The sequence below is a fragment of the Segatella albensis DSM 11370 = JCM 12258 genome (assembly GCF_000426565.1).
GTDB classification, from domain to species: domain Bacteria; phylum Bacteroidota; class Bacteroidia; order Bacteroidales; family Bacteroidaceae; genus Prevotella; species Prevotella albensis.
In genome coordinates, this window is sequence record NZ_AUFP01000001.1 from 118824 (window position 1) to 136013 (window position 17190).

The following is a 17190-nucleotide window of genomic DNA, read 5'->3' on the forward strand; positions in this document are numbered from 1 at the left end:
ACTATTCTACGGTGATTTGATTATCCTTTCGTGTAATGGTCAGACGCTCAAACTGGTTGAGGTCACTGATGACCTGATCGATGCCCTGCTGCGGATTCCATACGAAACGGAATCGAAGTTGTCGGGATTCGTTGTTGACGAAAACGACCTTGACATTATAATGTACGGCTATCTCAGGCAGCATTTTTTCCAACGGAATGTTATCGTAGATGACAGGCTGTACGGTGACGGTATCTTTTGTAAGCGTATCAACAGGGATAGTTGTGGTAGTTTGTGTCACGTTTTCCGTAATATCATTTTGTGGAACTCCCGTTCTTTGATACTGTCGGATGATATGGATTGCGGCAAAGGTAATACCAGAAACAAGTAACGCACCAATGAAGAAGACTGCTATCTTCATCCAGTCAAAGCCATGCTGTTTAGACTGTCGTTTTTGGTTAAAACGCTGCCAAGCAGCATCCACATCGACAGACTTTCGGTTCTGACGATGGCGACTACTTCGTTTGGCTTCTACCATCAGACTATAGGTATCACAGGTATCTTCATCACGGTTGATGATGTCTTGTATTTCCTGATCGGTGTATGCATCTGGATTATCGAGCATTTCCAGCAACTCTCGGATGTTCTCGTTGGTCATTTGACTATGTCGAACTTCTTTTCGCTCAACAGAACTCAAGTTAGTTTGGTTCTGCTCTCTTTCTTTCGTCGTTTCCATTGTCGTTATCATTTTAATGTTTTTCGAGATGGTGTTTGATTTTCTGGATGCTCTGCATGAGATACTTATAGGAAGTATTAGGATTCAGGCCAAGCCGACGGGCAATTTCACTAACGGTCAGGTCTTCATCGAAACGGAGATGGAAGATACTGCGATGTGGTTCATCCATTTGCCCATCCACATAAGCAGCAATATCATCGAGCCATTCAAACTGTTTGTCAATAGGCTGAAGATCGACTTCGTCTTCTATCGGCATCAATCCCTTCACTTTGTCATGAAGTTTCATCTGTCGAATTCTGTTCAAACAAGCATTGCGCACAGCGCTTAACAGATAAGTGTCATTCTTCGGTGGAATATCACTGTCGGCCACACGCAAGAATATGTCCTGTACCACGTCCTCAGCCTCTTTGTCATCGCCCAGCAATACCATAGCCAGATGATTCATCTCGCTATAATTCCGTCGGAAAAGATCTTCAAGTATTCTCTGTTCAAGCATATCAGTCTATTCATATTTGCGCCTTGCTTTTAAGGCACATCTATATTTAAGACACTTCAGAACCAATGTTTTTTACGGAAACGCCAACTTTTTTATTTTTTTCTTGTATAGATTCCCAAAAACTTATGCAAAGGTACGGAATTTCTACCTGTATCATTTGTTTTAAACGAGAAACATTCAAACACAATATGAAAATATCACAATTATTTTTTGATGATACTCATTGTTCATGATTCCTTTGTAAGCTTTTAAGAGTTTACTGACTTTCTCTATATAAAAAACGCAGTTAACTGCGTAAAAAATACGAAGTTAACTGCGCAAGCCGATACAGTAATGTGTGTTACTTTCAGGATTAATACGCCTGTTCGTGTACACCTTTCACGGCACGCCCACTAGGATCATTCATGCTCTTGAAAGAGGAATCCCAAGCAAGGGCTTCTGCCGTAGAACATGCCACGCTTGGCACTGACGGTACACTGCGGGCTGCACTGTCGGATGGGAAATGCTCTGCAAAAATAGAACGATAATAATATTCCTCCTTATTCTGTGGAGGGTTGATAGGAAAACGTTCTGCTGCATGAGCCATCTGTTCATCACTCACGGCTGATGAAGTAATCTGCTTCAATGTGTCTATCCAACTGTACCCTACACCATCCGAGAATTGTTCTTTTTGGCGCCAGACAACTTCCTCCGGTAGCATATCCGAGAAGGCTTCTCTTACAATCTTCTTCTCTATCTTTGCACCGGGACACATCTTGGCCTCTGGGTTGGTACGCATAGCTACATCCAGGAACTCTTTGTCCAGGAATGGAACGCGACCTTCTACACCCCATGCCGACAGACTCTTGTTGGCTCTCAGACAGTCGTACATATATAGTTTAGAGAGTTTCCTTACTGTTTCCTCATGAAAGGCTTTCGCATCCGGAGCTTTGTGGAAATACAGATAACCTCCGAAGATTTCGTCGGCACCCTCACCAGAAAGTACCATCTTGATACCCATCGATTTGATGACACGGGCAAGCAAATACATCGGGGTGGATGCTCGCACGGTAGTGACATCGTAGGTTTCGATGAAATAGATGACGTCGCAAATGGCATCAAGACCTTCCTGAATGGTGTAGTTGATCTCATGATGTACGGTGCCGATGCGTTCGGCCACTAAACGGGCCTTGGCTAAATCTGGCGCTCCCTTCAATCCAACGGCAAAGGAATGAAGACGTGGCCACCAGGCTTTCGTCGCTCCGCCTTCTTCGATACGGTGCTGACTGTATTTCTCGGCTACTGCTGAGATGACGGATGAGTCTAGACCGCCACTCAGAAGTACACCATAAGGTACATCACTCATCAACTGGCGCTTCACGGCATCTTCTAAGGCATCATGTATTTCTTCTACGCTCGCCGTATTGTCTTTCACGGCGGAGTAATCAAACCAGTCACGAGAATAATATCTTTTCATCCCTGGGGTCTTGCTCCAGTAATAATGACCCGGAAGGAATGGTTCATAATGGTCGCATTGACCTTCTAATGCTTTCAACTCGCTCGCTACATAAACTTTTCCATCTGTATCATAGCCGATATAGAGGGGTATCACGCCTATCGGGTCGCGAGCTATCAGAAATGTATCATCTTCGGTGTCATAGAGTGCAAAAGCAAAGATGCCACTAAGTTTCTCTATCATGTCAACGAGTTTCGACGCTTCTCCTCCTTTGGCCTTCCAGTCGCGATAAAGGGCCAGAATCACTTCACAGTCACTTCCGGTCTGAAAAGAATAATCCTTGAAACTCTTACGGATGTCCTGATGGTTATAGATTTCACCATTTACGGCCAGCACCTGCTTCTTGTCCGGAGAGAACAAAGGTTGCTTTCCTGATTCCGGATCCACGATAGATAAGCGCTCATGAGCGAGAATCGCTGAACCGCCACAATAGATGCCACTCCAGTCGGGACCTCGATGGCGTATTTTCCTGCTCATTCCTAATGCTTTTTGCCTCAGCTCAGGAGTCTGTTCCTTAATATTAAAGATCGATACAATTCCACACATATTTTATTTTTCTTTTTTAGTTGAATTAAGTTTGAAATAGCTTGCACTCCCGAATGCATTCGGGAGTGCTAGATTCTTAAGGTTTCAGGGTAAAGCCAAATACCAGATACGCTTTCTCGGTACTTGGATTGGCTGTTACACCTGCAAAGATTGGCACAACGAAACTATCTGTTACTTTTATTTCTTTTGTCGCTTTTAGTCCCAAATTGGTCACTGCAAAACCGTGAGCATCACCATAGAAACTGGTGGCGTAAGGAACAAATCCTAACGTGGCCTCCCAATCGCAACCGCCTAACTTGAATGGTGCTGTGGCCTCTGCATAAGATGAATATGCTCGCTTACCACTCTTGTTGACGCCATCGTTTCCGGCAAAGTTGGTATACCAGTTGAATGCTACTGCTCCGAAATCGTAACCGATATTACCCTCAAATACATGAGAGGTCTTGTGGGATGCATAAGAGAAATACCTTTCGTTCGGACTGTTGAACCAATAGTCGGTAACACCTACATGGAAACCGCCTACTCCATAAGATGCTGTAAGATCGAATTCCTTGGTATCATCTTTATCTGATAGTCCGACACTACCCCATGCTGACAATGAGAATCCTTTATAGTCTATACCAAGAGTAGGCTGTAAAGATACATCGCCAAGGTCTTGACCACGCCAGATGTACTGATTGACGACATCGGCTGAAACTGTCGTTTCCACTTTTTCTTGTGCAATGGCAGCTGCTGGCAATATTGCCAACAGAGCCAATGCTAGATACTTCATCTCTCTCATATTAGTATAATTTAGTTTTATTAAGTCCATTGTCTATGGACAAGATTAATTGTAACAACTCTCACCATGCTCGTAGATGTCGAGACCTTCTTCCTCGATTCGCTTGTCTACTCTCAATCCTGCTACGTGCTTGATTGTCCAGAAGAGGATGATACCGGTTACAGCTGCCCATGCATCGATAACGATGATACCAAAGACCTGAGCTCCAAGGAAACCGAAGCCATGACCGTAAAGACATCCTTCGCTTACTGAGAGTACACCTGTAAGGATGGTACCGATGATACCGCAAATACCGTGTACTGAACTTGCACCTACTGGGTCATCGATATGTAGCTTCTGATCGATAAACTCAATGCCATAAGGAAGTACGAAACCACAAATCAAACCGATAATCACTGCACCTGCAGGACTTACGACATCACAACCGGCGGTGATACCTACAAGACCGGCCAAAACTCCATTCAATGTCAATGAGAATGATGGTTTGCCATACTTTATCCAAGTGGTAAACATGGTTGCCAAACCGCCTGCTACTGCTGCAAGATTGGTTGTAAGGAATACGTGAGAGATGGCAACACGATTTTCTTCACCACTGGCTGCTAACTGTGAACCTGGGTTGAAACCGAACCAACCAAACCATAGGATAAAAACTCCTAAAGCTGCTATCGTAAGAGAATGTCCTGGGATGGCATTGCTTCGACCATCTTTGCGATACTTGCCAAGACGTGGACCAAGGAAGATGGCACCTACCAAAGCAAGTACACCTCCTACAGAGTGAACGATGGCACTACCAGCAAAATCATGGAAGATGGTACCAAAGGTGTTCATCATGAAACTGCCAACCTCTGAGTTGCAGAGCCATCCGCCGCCCCATGTCCAGTGGCCTTCTACCGGATAGATGATCAATGATATAAAGAATGAGTATACACAGTACATAGAGAACTTGGTACGCTCTGCCATGGCTCCTGATACAATCGTTGCTGATGTTGCACAGAATACGGTCTCGAAAATCAAGAATCCTTCTACTGGAAGTCCTGCTGACTGATGGTAGAATGATAGATCACCAAAATTTGGCATTCCGATGAAGCCCTGACCGTCTGAACCAAACATGAATCCGAAACCAATAAACCAGAAGAGAATCGAACCAACCATAAAGTCAACAAAGTTCTTGAAAAGTATGTTGGCTGTATTTTTACTACGGGTGAAACCTGCCTCACAGAGAGCAAATCCTGGCTGCATGAAGAATACAAGCATAGCTGCCAATAACATCCATACTGTATCCAATGATATTCCTAAATCTTGTGTTGTCATAATTGTGTTTGTTTTGTTGTCCTTAAAAACCTTACCTAACTATTTACTTTTCATTCTCAGCGTTGTATAGTGCGATATCTCCGCGCTCGCCTGTTCTGATTCTTACAGTGTCCTCTACTGGGATAACGAAGATTCGTCCGTCTCCAATCTCACCAGTCTGTGCTGCACGTTGCACTGCCGTGATGGTCTTTTCAACATTCTTGTCGCGAACTACAATATTCAGTAGCATACGCTCTATACTACTTGTGTCATACATTACTCCGCGGTAAATCCTCGCTTGGCGCATCTTTCCCTCACCTCTTACATCATAATAAGAGAACCATTCGATGTCTGCAGCAAGCAACGCTTCCTTTACTTCTTCGAACTTTGTTTTTCGAATGATTGCTTCAATCTTCTTCATGTTTACATCTCTCTTTAATAGTTAATACCTTATATTTTCTTACCATTTGTAAGGTTTCTGCTGCAAAATTAATTCATTTTGATATCAAAAGCATCATACTCACGACGATATGTCAGATAAAAAACTTCAAAAAATCAATTCTGTAAGCAGTAGAAGTCTGTATCCTTACAGTTTGAAACTATTTTGCATATATTTCCTTTCAATTTAAAACTTTAGCAAAAATATAAGATTATTTTGTAGAAAAAGCATTTCATTATTCTTCATTTCGATATACCTTTGCAGCAGAAATCAAACAAAAAGTAAGCGTTTTAAAAATATAATAGTCATAATGTCAAACAAGGTTCATTTCACTAAGATGCACGGTGCAGGCAACGATTATATATACGTAGACACCTCTTTATATAGCATCCCCAATCCCGCTCAGGCTTCCATCAAATGGAGTATGCCTCATTTCGGAATCGGGAGTGATGGACTTGTTCTCATCGGTCAACCGAAGGATAAGACTACAGCTGACTTCTCGATGCGTATCTTCAATGCCGATGGTTCGGAGGCGATGATGTGCGGAAACGCAAGCAGATGTATTGGTAAATATCTGTATGATAAGGGACTTACCGATAAAAAATCTATTCGTTTAGAGACTAAATCGGGCATTAAAACGTTACATTTAAAGATAGATGACAAAAACAAGGTAGAAAGCGTTACCGTGGATATGCTGGAGCCTCGGTTTGATGTGACAGAGCAGTTCAATGATGAGTTGAACTTTCAGAATCCTTTGCTCAGCAACAGTGCCATCACACCATTCCTTCCCGGAACCTTTGTCTGTATGGGAAATCCACATTATGTGATCTTTGTCGATGACTTGAACGATATCGACATCGCACGATACGGTAAAATCTTGGAACACGAGGCTAATTTTCCACAGCGATGCAACATCGAATTTGCACAACTATTCAACAAAAACGAAATAAAGACGAGAGTATGGGAAAGAGGGAGCGGCATCACTATGGCATGCGGGACTGGTGCTTGCGCCACAGCCGTTGCTGCCGCCCTTACATCCCGAACTTCACGAGAGTGTGATATCATGATGGACGGGGGTACACTCCACATCAAGTGGGACGAGACCGACAACCATATTTATATGACCGGCCCTGCGGCCTTTGCCTTTGAAGGTGACATCGACTTATAGAAATGAAGCAAACTCAAACAATATAAAGAAAAGATTATGGCATTAGTAAACGAACATTTCCTAAAATTACCTGGCAACTACTTATTTGCTGATATCGCAAAGAAGGTAAATGCCTATCAAGTTTCTCACCCGAAGCAGAAGGTTATCAGTCTGGGCATCGGTGATGTCACTCAGCCTTTGTGTCCTGCCGTCATCGAGGCGATGCACAAAGCTGTCGACGAGATGGCACACAAAGCCAGTTTCCGTGGTTACGGACCTGAACGGGGATATAACTTCCTTCGCGAGGCTATCATCAAGAACGAATTCTTACCTCGTGGCATTCATCTCGATCCTAACGAGATCTTTATCAATGATGGTGCCAAGAGTGATACGGGAAACATCCAGGAAATCGTAAGATGGGACAACAATGTCGGTGTTACCGACCCTATCTATCCTGTCTATATTGATTCTAATGTGATGATCGGTAGAGCTGGCGTTCTCGAGAACGGTAGATGGAGCAATGTTACTTATATGCCTTGTACCGACGAGAATGGTTTCGTTCCTCAAATTCCTGACCATCGCGTGGACATGATCTATCTGTGTTACCCTAACAACCCTACGGGTACGGTTCTTCCTAAAGAAGAACTACGCAAATGGGTGAACTATGCAATAAGAAACGATTCTATCATCTTTTATGATGCAGCCTACCAAGCTTACATCCAGGATGATTCTATCCCACACTCTATCTATGAAATACGAGGGGCTCGAAAGGTGGCCATCGAATTCAGAAGTTTCTCAAAGACTGCCGGTTTCACCGGTGTGAGATGTGGATATACCATAGTTCCTAAGGATCTTACTGCCGTCACCGTTGATGGGAAGACTCGCGTAAGCCTCAACCAACTCTGGGATCGCCGACAGAACACAAAGTTCAATGGTACCAGCTATATCAGCCAACGCGCTGCCGAGGCTATATATACTCCTGAGGGAAAGGAACAGGTAAAGGCTACCATTAATTATTATATGGAGAATGCACGCATCATGCGTACACAACTCACTAAACTCGGATTCAAGGTCTTCGGAGGTGAGAATGCACCTTACCTCTGGGTGAAGACTCCTAATAATACTAGCAGTTGGAAGTTCTTCGAACAAATGCTATATGGCGCTTCTGTCGTCTGCACTCCTGGTGTGGGCTTCGGCCCTAGCGGTGAGGGATATATCCGTCTCACTTCTTTCGGTGACCGTGAGGATTGTAAGGAAGCCATGCGACGCATTGCCGACTGGATGCTCGGTTCCAACAAATAAATAACCACAAACACAAATATATTTATTCAACTAATAAAAAATATGGCAAATTTAAGATTTGAAGCAGTAGCAGAGGCCTCTAGAAAAAGACCTGTTGAGGTTCTTGCTCCAGTAGAGCGCCCTTCTGAATTCTTTGGCAAGAAAGTTTTCAATCGCCAGAAGATGTACAAATATCTTCCTGCCGACGTGTATGCGAAACTTATTGATGTTATTGACAATGGTGCACGCCTCGACCGTAGTATCGCTGACGAGGTGGCTAAAGGTATTAAACAATGGGCTGACGAAAATGGCGTAACCCACTATACACACTGGTTCCAACCTCTTACTGAGGGTACTGCTGAAAAGCATGATGCTTTCATCGAGCATGATGGAAAAGGTGGTATGATCGAGGATTTCTCTGGTAAACTCCTCGTACAGCAGGAACCTGATGCTTCTAGTTTCCCTTCTGGTGGTATCCGTAATACTTTCGAGGCTCGCGGATATTCTGCTTGGGACCCTACTTCTCCTGTATTCATCATTGATGATACGCTCTGCATCCCTACAATCTTCATTTCTTATACCGGAGAGGCTCTCGACTACAAGGCTCCTTTACTTCGTGCCTTGCATGCTGTCAACGTAGCTGCAACAGAGGTATGTCATTATTTCTATCCTGATGTTAAGAAGGTTAGCAGTAACCTGGGATGGGAACAGGAATATTTCCTCGTTGACGCTGACTTATATGCAGCTCGTCCTGACCTCGTCCTGACCGGTCGTACACTTATGGGACATGATTCTGCTAAAAATCAGCAGATGGATGACCATTACTTTGGTACTATCCCTGAGCGTGTACAGGCTTTCATGAAAGATCTAGAATTCCAGGCTCTCGAACTTGGTATCCCTTGCAAGACTCGCCATAATGAGGTTGCTCCTAACCAGTTTGAGCTCGCTCCAATCTTCGAAGAAACTAACCTTGCTGTGGATCACAACATGCTTCTCATGTCACTCATGAAGAAAGTGGCACGCAAACATGGTTTCCAGGTATTACTGCATGAAAAACCTTTCGATGGCATCAACGGTTCCGGTAAACACAACAACTGGTCACTTTCTACTGATACGGGTGTGTTGCTGCACGGACCTGGCAAGACTGCTGAGGATAACCTACGATTCGTTGTCTTCATCGTTGAGACACTGATGGGTGTCTACAAGCACAATGGTCTGCTCAAAGCTTCTATCATGAGCGCTACTAATGCACATCGTCTTGGTGCTAACGAGGCACCTCCTGCTATCATCTCTTCTTTCCTTGGCAAACAGTTGAGCGACCTTCTCGAGCATATCGAGAAAGCTGATAAGAAAGACTTGTTCAAGTTAGAGGGCAAGAAGGGTGTAGACTTGGATATTCCTGAGATCCCTGAAATTATGCTCGATAATACTGACCGTAACAGAACTTCTCCTTTCGCCTTCACCGGTAACCGTTTCGAATTCCGTGCTGTCGGTAGTGAGGCTAACTGTGCTTCTGCTATGATCGTTCTGAACACTGCTGTTGCCGAAGCTCTTACTAACTTCAAAACACGTGTTGACGCTTTGATTGCTAAGGGTGAGGACAAGATGAGTGCTATCATAGATATTGTACGCGAGGATATCAAGACTTCTGCTCCTATCCACTTCGATGGTAATGGTTACAGTGATGAATGGGTAGAAGAGGCTCAGAAGCGCGGACTCGACTGTGAGAAGTCTTGCCCTGTTATCTTCGAGCGTTATCTCGACCCAGAGAGCATCAAGATGTTCAGTGACATGAATGTCATGCAGAAGAATGAACTTGAAGCTCGTAACGAGGTGAAATGGGAAACCTATACAAAGAAGATTCAGATTGAGGCTCGTGTGATGGGTGACCTCTCTATGAACCATATCATTCCTGTAGCGACACACTATCAGAGTCAGCTCGCTAAGAATGTAGAAAATATGATCGACATCTTCGGTCGTGACGAAGCTCTGAAGTTATCCGATAGAAATATCAAGATCATCCGTGAAATTTCTGAGCGTACAGAACGTATCGAAAAAGGCGTAGAAGACTTGGTTAATGCCCGTAAGGTTGCCAACAAGATAGAGGATGAGCACGCTAAGGCTATTGCTTACCACGACACAGTGGAACCTAAGATGGATGCCATTCGATATGAGATTGACAAACTCGAGCTTATCGTCAGCGATGAAATTTGGACACTACCAAAATATAGAGAACTATTATTCATACGATAATTGTACTCTTCAACTGAAGATATATAATTAACCAATCTATTTCTTTTATTGGTTGTTTAAGTTTGCGGCGGAGCGTAATCGTGAGATTACACTCCGTTTTTCTTATTTTTTTATTACCTTTGCAGCCATGGGTAAGAATAACATTGTTTATCATATCATCGCTATCATCACGGTGCTCATCTGGGGCGGAACTTTCATCAACTCCAAGATTCTGTTACAGCACGGACTGGAACCTCACGAAATCTTTGTACTGCGTTTCCTCTTCGCATATATCTGCATCTGGTTTATCTCTCCGCATCGCCTTTTCGGAGATACTATAAAGGATGAATTGCTTTTCGTACTACTGGGCATCACGGGAGGTTCTCTCTATTTCATCACCGAGAACCATGCCGTCCAGATAGATTATGTCAACAATGTGTCGTTCATCGTCTGCACAGCACCATTGCTCACCACACTCCTTGCCTTGAAGTTTCTCAAAAGTGTGAAGGCTACTCGAAATCTCGTCCTCGGTGCCATTGCTGCCACCTTAGGTGTAGCACTGGTTGTCTTCAACGGTCATTTCGTTTTGAAGCTCAACCCGTTAGGCGATGCACTCGCCCTTTCGGCCGCACTCTGCTGGGCAGTATACAGCATTCTGATGAAATTTGTTGCCAACCGCTACAGTTCCATCTTCATCACACGCAAGGTTTTCTTCTACGGCCTCATCACCGTACTACCCTATTTTCTTCTGCGTCCTTGGCAGTTTCCACTCTCAAGATTCACTCATCCCGCAGTATGGGGCAACCTACTATTTCTCGGAACCATCGCCAGTTTTGCCTGTTTCGAACTATGGAGCCTCGTTATCAAGAAGATCGGTGCCATCCCTGTAAGCAACTATGTATATCTCAACCCGATATCCACCGTCATTGTCTCGGCACTTGTTCTCTCCGAACCGATGACGCCCTTGGCTTATCTCGGTTCCATTCTCATCTTATTGGGTGTGTATCTGTCCAACAAGAAATAAAGATATCCACTTATTCCCCAACAAGTTTACGAAAAGACTACTTATTCTCAAAAAGAATACGTAATTTTGCACACAAATCTTTGATACAACAAAAAGGTATATTCGTCAATGATAGATAATCAGGAACTTCAAACGGCTTGGGACTTCGTAGAGAACACGGGTACTTCCATCTTTCTTACCGGAAAGGCAGGTACGGGAAAAACTACCTTCCTTCGCCGTGTGGTAGAGAAGAGCAAGAAGCGTATCGTCATCGTTGCTCCTACGGGTGTCGCTGCCATGAATGCCGGTGGCGTCACCATACATAGTTTCTTCCAGTTGCCTCTGTCACCTTTCGTTCCCGAGGCTCAGATGCATAATCGCTATGATTTCAACAAGGAGAAGAAAAAGATCATACGTACACTTGATTTACTGATCATTGACGAAATCTCGATGGTGCGTAGTGACTTGCTCGATGCCATCGACTCCGTGCTCCGACGTTTCCGTGACCATTCTCTACCATTCGGTGGTGTACAACTATTGCTCATCGGTGACCTGCAACAGCTTACACCGGTGGTAACTCCTGAGGATGAACGTATCCTACGCCCGTATTATGATACTCCGTATTTTTTCAGCAGCCATGCTCTGCGCTCCATCTCTTATGTCACCATCCAACTCACGAAGGTGTTCCGACAGAGTGATGAGGGTTTCATCAGGATTCTCAATAACATTCGTGACGGACAACTGTCACCGGATGACTTCCGGGTACTCAACGGTCGTGTGCTCCATGATTTCCATCCTGATGCCAAAGAGGGATATATCCGTCTGACGACACATAACCGACTTGCTGATGAATACAATGAGGGGGAACTGAATCGTCTGAAAACTGAACTGTACAGTTTTCATGCTGATATCAAAGATGATTTTCCAGAGTACAACTATCCTACCGATGAGACGCTTACACTGAAAGTTGGCGCACAGGTAATGTTTCTCAAAAATGACAACAGTGAGGAACATCAGTATTTCAACGGTAAGATAGGTCATGTGATATATCTTGCCAAAGACAGAATCGAAGTACAATGCCCTGGCGATGATTTCACCATAGATGTGGAACCGGAAATCTGGGAAAACACGAAATATAAGCTCAACGAGGAAAGTAAGGAGATTGAATCTGAGGTGCTGGGCACCTTCAAACAATATCCACTGCGACTGGCATGGGCGATAACGATCCATAAATCACAGGGATTGACCTTTGAACATGCCATCATCGATGCCGCACAGAGTTTTGCTTCCGGACAGGTGTATGTGGCCTTGAGTCGATGCAAATCGCTCGAAGGATTGGTGCTGACTTCTCCAATCCAAGACAATGCCATCATCCGCGATGGTCGTGTGTTCAACTTCATCAGTCAACAGGAAGTAGCTGCCGCAGAGAGTATCCGTCAGTTACCTACGCTCCGTGAGGAGTATTTCCGCTATCAGGTCATGGACCTCTTCGACTTCCGACAAATCGCTCAGATGCAGGAGCATCTGCAACATGTGGTCAACGAGTTCTTCTTTAAGTTTCCTAAGATCTGTACGTTGCACAAAATTCAATTGCAGAATTTCGATAAACTCAACACGATAGCGAAAAAGTGGCTTCATGTCATCTGGAATATGCCTGTCGACAAACTTCATGATGATGATTTCCTTGAACGCATCAAGCGCAGTGCGGATTACTTCTCTACCGAACTTCCTAAGATTTTCGCGGTAATCCTTGCGCATACCAAGGGACTCACATCGACAAACAAGACGGCTATGAAGCGGTTGGATAACAGTTACAGTGACTTACAGGAGTCGTATGATTCCAAACTGGCTCTTCTCCATGAGATGTCTACAAAGACGTTCTCCATCGCTGACTATATGCATGCCAAACAGCATACGCTCCTCGATGCCATAGAGACTCAAGAACCGGAGACGAAGAAAAAGAAGAGGAAAACAACAGAAAGTAAACCGAAAATTCCGAAACCTGATACCAAACAGGAGACGTTGAAACTCTTCAAACAGGGTCTCTCTCCTAAGGAAATCGCCAACATGCGTAAACTGACCTCACAGACGATCATCGGTCATCTGGCTTACTTCGTATCATTGGGTGAAATCTCTTCTGAGAAACTCATTTCTCCTAAACATCGCCAACAGGTGCTCCTGGCTATTCAAAATAATCCCGAAGGAGGAAATAGAGACATCAAAGCTGCTTGTCCCGAAGACATCACGTATGGTGACATCGCCATAGTAAGGGCCGAACTGAAATCCAAGGACGCCACTACCTGACAACATTGTGAGAAAGAATCCAATCACAAAGGATAATGGCATGATTACAAGTATGACTTTTGGCACCATACAATAAGGTGACATTGGTATCACGAAGAAGATTTCCCACATGTCGGGCAAAAGGAATAGCCTCAGGATTCTGATCCAGTTCGGTACGATACCGATCTGCGAAATCAGCATAATGCTCCTCCTTATGTCCAAACCACTTACGAAGTTCGGGAGAAGGTGTAACAGTCTTATTCCATTCGTCTATACAGGCTTTACTCTTTGCCATACCTCTCGGCCATAAACGGTCTATCAGAATACGATACCCATCGTCCTCCTCGGGCGACAGGTATATCCGTTTGATTTTCAACTGATACATGTTCCTACCATTTTCTCTTCTATTCTCTGACAGTAGGGAAAGATGATATCATTCTCTATATGGGTATGCTCTTGGAGGTCTGCGGCAAAATCTTTCAAACCGGCAACGAGCAACTTATAATCCTCATGTTCCATCACCATCACACGGATAGGGTTGGCTATCGTACCGCAATGCATTGCCTCGATATGCTCACCGTTCCGTGAAGCCTCCAACAGGTCATAGAGATATGGAAAGAAAACGTTCTCCTCCTTGCGCAGATGATTTTCGAGATTCGCAAGCGACTGACTGAACAGTTGTTCTATTTCCGTCATCACCATATTCTCATCCATCAGCAACCGGATGAGCTGAAGCAGTCGAGGGCTCTTCACTCTGATACCACGATGATGTACCTTCAGGGCATAATCGATAAGAAGGTCTACAGGACATTCGCCAAATTCATGTCTTGATGTATCCATTGTCTCTTTACTTAAAAATGATGGCGCAAAGATAGGATGACATTCACGACCTGCCGGTAACAAATGTTACCATCACGATATAAAGTATGTTAATTCTTTCACTTCAAAGCACAAAGGATAGCCTTTCTGCACTTCTTCTTATCCTTCTCTGATAACTGTGGATGCTTTGCCGTACCACCTCGTTCGATAGTCTTCACGATCTTAATACCCGAATAATGAAGGATCTCACGGAGCGCCCGTATAGCCCCACGTGTCTGACGGAATAAGATGTTCCATGGCCATGCCGTGGTACTGGTACTTATAAGGATACTCTTCTTACCCTTCATCAGCGGTTCCGGGAAATATGCCGTATCGCGCATCATACCATAGACCATACGGTCGAAAAGCAACTTCAGTTGACCGGGGATATTTCCCCAATAACATGGGGCACCGATGATGACGACATCAGCCAGTTGGAGTTTATGCAACATCTCGACGGAGTCATCCTTAGGAAGCACACACGCATTCTTGGAACGGCAGACCATACACCCCATACAGGGTTTAACATTCAAATCATTGGCTCTTATTACATCTACCTCACAACCGTGGAAATCGGCTTCTTCTATCATAATGTCAAGCATTCGAGAGATCAATCCCTTACGACGAGGACTTCCGTTAATTACAAGTACCTTCTTCATTGTTCTTACCTTTACATATCCTTTGATATGCTCCTCTATAGACTAATTTTGTTCATTTAATTTCTAATAATCCTGCAAAGATAAACAAATATTCGAAAATACATCACCTTTCCTAAAGAATTATTGAAGAAAAGTTGTACTTTTGCATCGCTTATTTTAAAATTATGGCAACGAAGGTAATTATCAAGACTACAAAGGGCGACATTCGTGTACGACTCTATGATGAGACCCCAAAACATCGCGATAACTTTATCAAATTAGCTAAAGAGGGGTATTTTGATGGAACACTCTTCCATCGAGTAATAAAAGACTTTATGATTCAGGGCGGTGACCCTGACAGTAAGGATGCTCCTAAGGGAAAGCGTCTGGGTACCGGTGGACCAGACTATACGATTCCTGCAGAGTTTGTATATCCGCAATATTTCCACAAACGTGGTGCTTTGAGTGCAGCCCGCCTGGGAGACGAAGTAAACCCGGAAAGAGAAAGCAGTGGCAGTCAGTTCTATATCGTATGGGGCAAGACTTTCAAGGAGTCTGAACTCAAACAGATGGAGAAGCAGATGGCTATGCAACAGGAGCAACAGGTATTCCAGTCGTTGGCTACGGCTCATCGTAACGAGATTATGGATATGCGTAGAAACCGCGACCGCAATGGACTGATGCAGTTACAAGATAAACTGGTAGATGAGACGAAGGCAAAATGCAAGGAGATGGGTAAACCTACCTTTACCCCAGAACAGGTAGAAACCTATACCACCGTGGGTGGTACTCCGTTCCTCGACAATCAATATACGGTCTTTGGAGAAGTTGAAGAGGGTCTCGACGTGGTAGAGGCAATCCAGAACTGCAAGACATCAAGAGATGACCGTCCTGAGGAGGACATCAAGATGACTGTCGTAGTAGAATAATATTCAGACATACGATGATAACGGAAACGTCCGGGCTTTTTAGTCCGGACGTTTGTCTATGAATTCGTATCCACGATAAGCCGATTCAGGAAAGTTGAATATCGCATCACTGATACCTCCACTACGGAAATTACTGATATTCACCGTTGTCCAGAAGAATGCGACCTTAATCTTCAAACTCTTTGGAGCACGGGTAATCTTATCAATGATCGCCTTGACATGTTTGATGCCGCTCTTCACACCAGGTTTAGCATCGAGCATGATCACAAAGCCCTCACGACTGTCAGCAATATGATAGTAATAATTATCCGGAGAGAAAGTAAACTTACTGGCAAAGCGATCCTTCTTTTTGGATTTCGGGTTATGGAGTTCCACTGTATGCTCCTTCTTGTCTACCCGATAGAAACGGTTACCGTCACTCCATGAAGCATAACGGCTCTCCACAAAGCGCTGTTTATTCCCCTTATACCATATCGTCCCAGCAGTCTTGTAGAGTCCCACGATATTAACACTATATCGAAACGTACTTCCTTGAGGGCCATAAACCATCTGATAGATTCTGTCGAACATCTCACGGGCCTGTCGCTCATTTGGCGTAACCTTTCCGAAAGCCGAAATGCCCATCATGACGGCAATCATCAGTATCATTATTCTGTATCTTTTCATAAAACAATATCACATTTGATAATTTCAGCCGGCAAAGTTACAAAAAAGCTGCGATTCTTTCGTTATCTAACAGAAATTTTATATTTTTGCATCCGAATTAGGTAAAAGATTAAAAAGATAATGGAAAAGTTACCAAATGATCCGATGATGCTGTTCAGTTCTGTCAACATGCTGCTCCGTGATGAGGAGTACAAGAACTTGGACGAGCTCTGTTACGCATTCGGCATCGAGCGTAAATCGCTTGAGGCTAAGCTTGCTACCGCCGGCTTCGAATTCAACGAAAAAGAAAATAAATTCTGGTAAAGAATAGCATCAACTCCCGCATCATCGTGGGAGTTTTTTCGTTTTTTACCATCCCCGCAAACAACAAATTACCAATAAAAGAAATAAT

Annotated in this window: 17 protein-coding genes; 7 read left to right on the forward strand and 10 right to left on the reverse strand. The window is 44.0% G+C overall.

The window, feature by feature from the left end:
- Position 1: 1 nt before the first annotated feature.
- The 6 genes from K333_RS0100555 to K333_RS0100580 all read right to left on the reverse strand — a co-directional run bounded on the left by K333_RS0100555 (position 2) and on the right by K333_RS0100580 (position 5744).
- Complete coding sequence (locus K333_RS0100555; protein WP_027452205.1) at positions 2-715, reverse strand: DUF4974 domain-containing protein; 714 nt, start codon at positions 713-715, stop codon at positions 2-4.
- 13 nt (positions 716-728) lie between these two features.
- Positions 729-1211: an RNA polymerase sigma factor gene (locus tag K333_RS0100560; protein ID WP_081657170.1), complete on the reverse strand. Its 483-nt coding sequence runs from the start codon at positions 1209-1211 to the stop codon at positions 729-731.
- Between the two features lie 352 nt (positions 1212-1563).
- Positions 1564-3252, reverse strand: a complete 1689-nt coding sequence (gene asnB / locus K333_RS0100565; protein WP_024989434.1) for an asparagine synthase B — start codon at positions 3250-3252, stop codon at positions 1564-1566.
- A 76-nt stretch (positions 3253-3328) separates the two neighbouring features.
- Positions 3329-4033: a hypothetical protein gene (locus K333_RS0100570; RefSeq protein WP_024989435.1), complete on the reverse strand. Its 705-nt coding sequence runs from the start codon at positions 4031-4033 to the stop codon at positions 3329-3331.
- A 45-nt stretch (positions 4034-4078) separates the two neighbouring features.
- Positions 4079-5344, reverse strand: coding sequence for an ammonium transporter (locus tag K333_RS0100575; protein ID WP_024989436.1), 1266 nt, complete (start codon positions 5342-5344; stop codon positions 4079-4081).
- 43 nt (positions 5345-5387) lie between these two features.
- Entirely contained in the window at positions 5388-5744 is a 357-nt protein-coding gene (locus tag K333_RS0100580; RefSeq protein WP_024989437.1) for a P-II family nitrogen regulator, read from the reverse strand.
- 328 nt (positions 5745-6072) lie between these two features.
- Here K333_RS0100580 and dapF point away from each other — a divergent pair, with 328 nt between their 5' ends.
- From dapF to K333_RS0100605, 5 genes are all read left to right on the forward strand, one after another.
- Entirely contained in the window at positions 6073-6930 is an 858-nt protein-coding gene (dapF, locus tag K333_RS0100585) for a diaminopimelate epimerase (protein ID WP_024989438.1), read from the forward strand.
- A 36-nt stretch (positions 6931-6966) separates the two neighbouring features.
- Positions 6967-8211: an LL-diaminopimelate aminotransferase gene (locus tag K333_RS0100590; RefSeq protein ID WP_024989439.1), complete on the forward strand. Its 1245-nt coding sequence runs from the start codon at positions 6967-6969 to the stop codon at positions 8209-8211.
- Between the two features lie 42 nt (positions 8212-8253).
- Positions 8254-10443: a glutamine synthetase III family protein gene (locus K333_RS0100595; protein WP_024989440.1), complete on the forward strand. Its 2190-nt coding sequence runs from the start codon at positions 8254-8256 to the stop codon at positions 10441-10443.
- A gap of 127 nt (positions 10444-10570) precedes the next feature.
- On the forward strand, positions 10571-11446 hold the full coding sequence (locus K333_RS0100600; RefSeq protein ID WP_024989441.1) for a DMT family transporter: 876 nt from the start codon (positions 10571-10573) through the stop codon (positions 11444-11446).
- A gap of 108 nt (positions 11447-11554) precedes the next feature.
- The gene (locus K333_RS0100605; protein WP_027452206.1) at positions 11555-13729 is read left to right on the forward strand and encodes a helix-turn-helix domain-containing protein; all 2175 of its coding nucleotides are present in this window, start codon (positions 11555-11557) and stop codon (positions 13727-13729) included.
- Here K333_RS0100605 and K333_RS0100610 read toward each other — a convergent pair.
- From K333_RS0100610 to K333_RS0100620, 3 genes are all read right to left on the reverse strand, one after another.
- A complete protein-coding gene (locus K333_RS0100610; RefSeq protein WP_024989442.1) occupies positions 13722-14093 on the reverse strand; it encodes a DUF488 domain-containing protein in 372 nt (123 codons plus the stop codon). The genes K333_RS0100605 and K333_RS0100610 overlap by 8 nt on opposite strands.
- Positions 14081-14548, reverse strand: a complete 468-nt coding sequence (locus K333_RS11630) for a hemerythrin domain-containing protein (RefSeq protein WP_024989443.1) — start codon at positions 14546-14548, stop codon at positions 14081-14083. Before K333_RS11630 ends, K333_RS0100610 begins: the two co-directional genes overlap by 13 nt.
- Before the next feature lie 98 nt (positions 14549-14646).
- Entirely contained in the window at positions 14647-15225 is a 579-nt protein-coding gene (locus K333_RS0100620; RefSeq protein ID WP_024989444.1) for a flavodoxin family protein, read from the reverse strand.
- Between the two features lie 164 nt (positions 15226-15389).
- Here K333_RS0100620 and K333_RS0100625 point away from each other — a divergent pair, with 164 nt between their 5' ends.
- Positions 15390-16133, forward strand: a complete 744-nt coding sequence (locus K333_RS0100625; RefSeq protein ID WP_024989445.1) for a peptidylprolyl isomerase — start codon at positions 15390-15392, stop codon at positions 16131-16133.
- Between the two features lie 39 nt (positions 16134-16172).
- On the opposite strand, the gene K333_RS0100630 is transcribed toward K333_RS0100625, so the two are convergent.
- Entirely contained in the window at positions 16173-16799 is a 627-nt protein-coding gene (locus tag K333_RS0100630; protein ID WP_027452207.1) for a hypothetical protein, read from the reverse strand.
- A 120-nt stretch (positions 16800-16919) separates the two neighbouring features.
- Between K333_RS0100630 and K333_RS0100635 the strand changes: the two genes are divergently transcribed.
- Positions 16920-17102: a DUF4250 domain-containing protein gene (locus K333_RS0100635; protein WP_024989447.1), complete on the forward strand. Its 183-nt coding sequence runs from the start codon at positions 16920-16922 to the stop codon at positions 17100-17102.
- Positions 17103-17190: the final 88 nt, after the last annotated feature.

Coding starts and splice junctions, on each gene's coding strand:
- K333_RS0100630 (WP_027452207.1), bottom strand. CDS start 16,799: ATGAAAAGATACAGAATAATGATACTGATGATTGCCGTCATGATGGGC.
- K333_RS0100580 (WP_024989437.1), bottom strand. CDS start 5,744: ATGAAGAAGATTGAAGCAATCATTCGAAAAACAAAGTTCGAAGAAGTA.
- K333_RS0100590 (WP_024989439.1), top strand. CDS start 6,967: ATGGCATTAGTAAACGAACATTTCCTAAAATTACCTGGCAACTACTTA.
- K333_RS0100635 (WP_024989447.1), top strand. CDS start 16,920: ATGGAAAAGTTACCAAATGATCCGATGATGCTGTTCAGTTCTGTCAAC.
- K333_RS0100560 (WP_081657170.1), bottom strand. CDS start 1,211: ATGCTTGAACAGAGAATACTTGAAGATCTTTTCCGACGGAATTATAGC.
- K333_RS0100605 (WP_027452206.1), top strand. CDS start 11,555: ATGATAGATAATCAGGAACTTCAAACGGCTTGGGACTTCGTAGAGAAC.
- K333_RS0100600 (WP_024989441.1), top strand. CDS start 10,571: ATGGGTAAGAATAACATTGTTTATCATATCATCGCTATCATCACGGTG.
- K333_RS0100570 (WP_024989435.1), bottom strand. CDS start 4,033: ATGAGAGAGATGAAGTATCTAGCATTGGCTCTGTTGGCAATATTGCCA.
- K333_RS0100620 (WP_024989444.1), bottom strand. CDS start 15,225: ATGAAGAAGGTACTTGTAATTAACGGAAGTCCTCGTCGTAAGGGATTG.
- asnB (WP_024989434.1), bottom strand. CDS start 3,252: ATGTGTGGAATTGTATCGATCTTTAATATTAAGGAACAGACTCCTGAG.
- K333_RS0100575 (WP_024989436.1), bottom strand. CDS start 5,344: ATGACAACACAAGATTTAGGAATATCATTGGATACAGTATGGATGTTA.
- K333_RS0100555 (WP_027452205.1), bottom strand. CDS start 715: ATGGAAACGACGAAAGAAAGAGAGCAGAACCAAACTAACTTGAGTTCT.
- K333_RS0100595 (WP_024989440.1), top strand. CDS start 8,254: ATGGCAAATTTAAGATTTGAAGCAGTAGCAGAGGCCTCTAGAAAAAGA.
- K333_RS0100610 (WP_024989442.1), bottom strand. CDS start 14,093: ATGTATCAGTTGAAAATCAAACGGATATACCTGTCGCCCGAGGAGGAC.
- dapF (WP_024989438.1), top strand. CDS start 6,073: ATGTCAAACAAGGTTCATTTCACTAAGATGCACGGTGCAGGCAACGAT.
- K333_RS0100625 (WP_024989445.1), top strand. CDS start 15,390: ATGGCAACGAAGGTAATTATCAAGACTACAAAGGGCGACATTCGTGTA.
- K333_RS11630 (WP_024989443.1), bottom strand. CDS start 14,548: ATGGATACATCAAGACATGAATTTGGCGAATGTCCTGTAGACCTTCTT.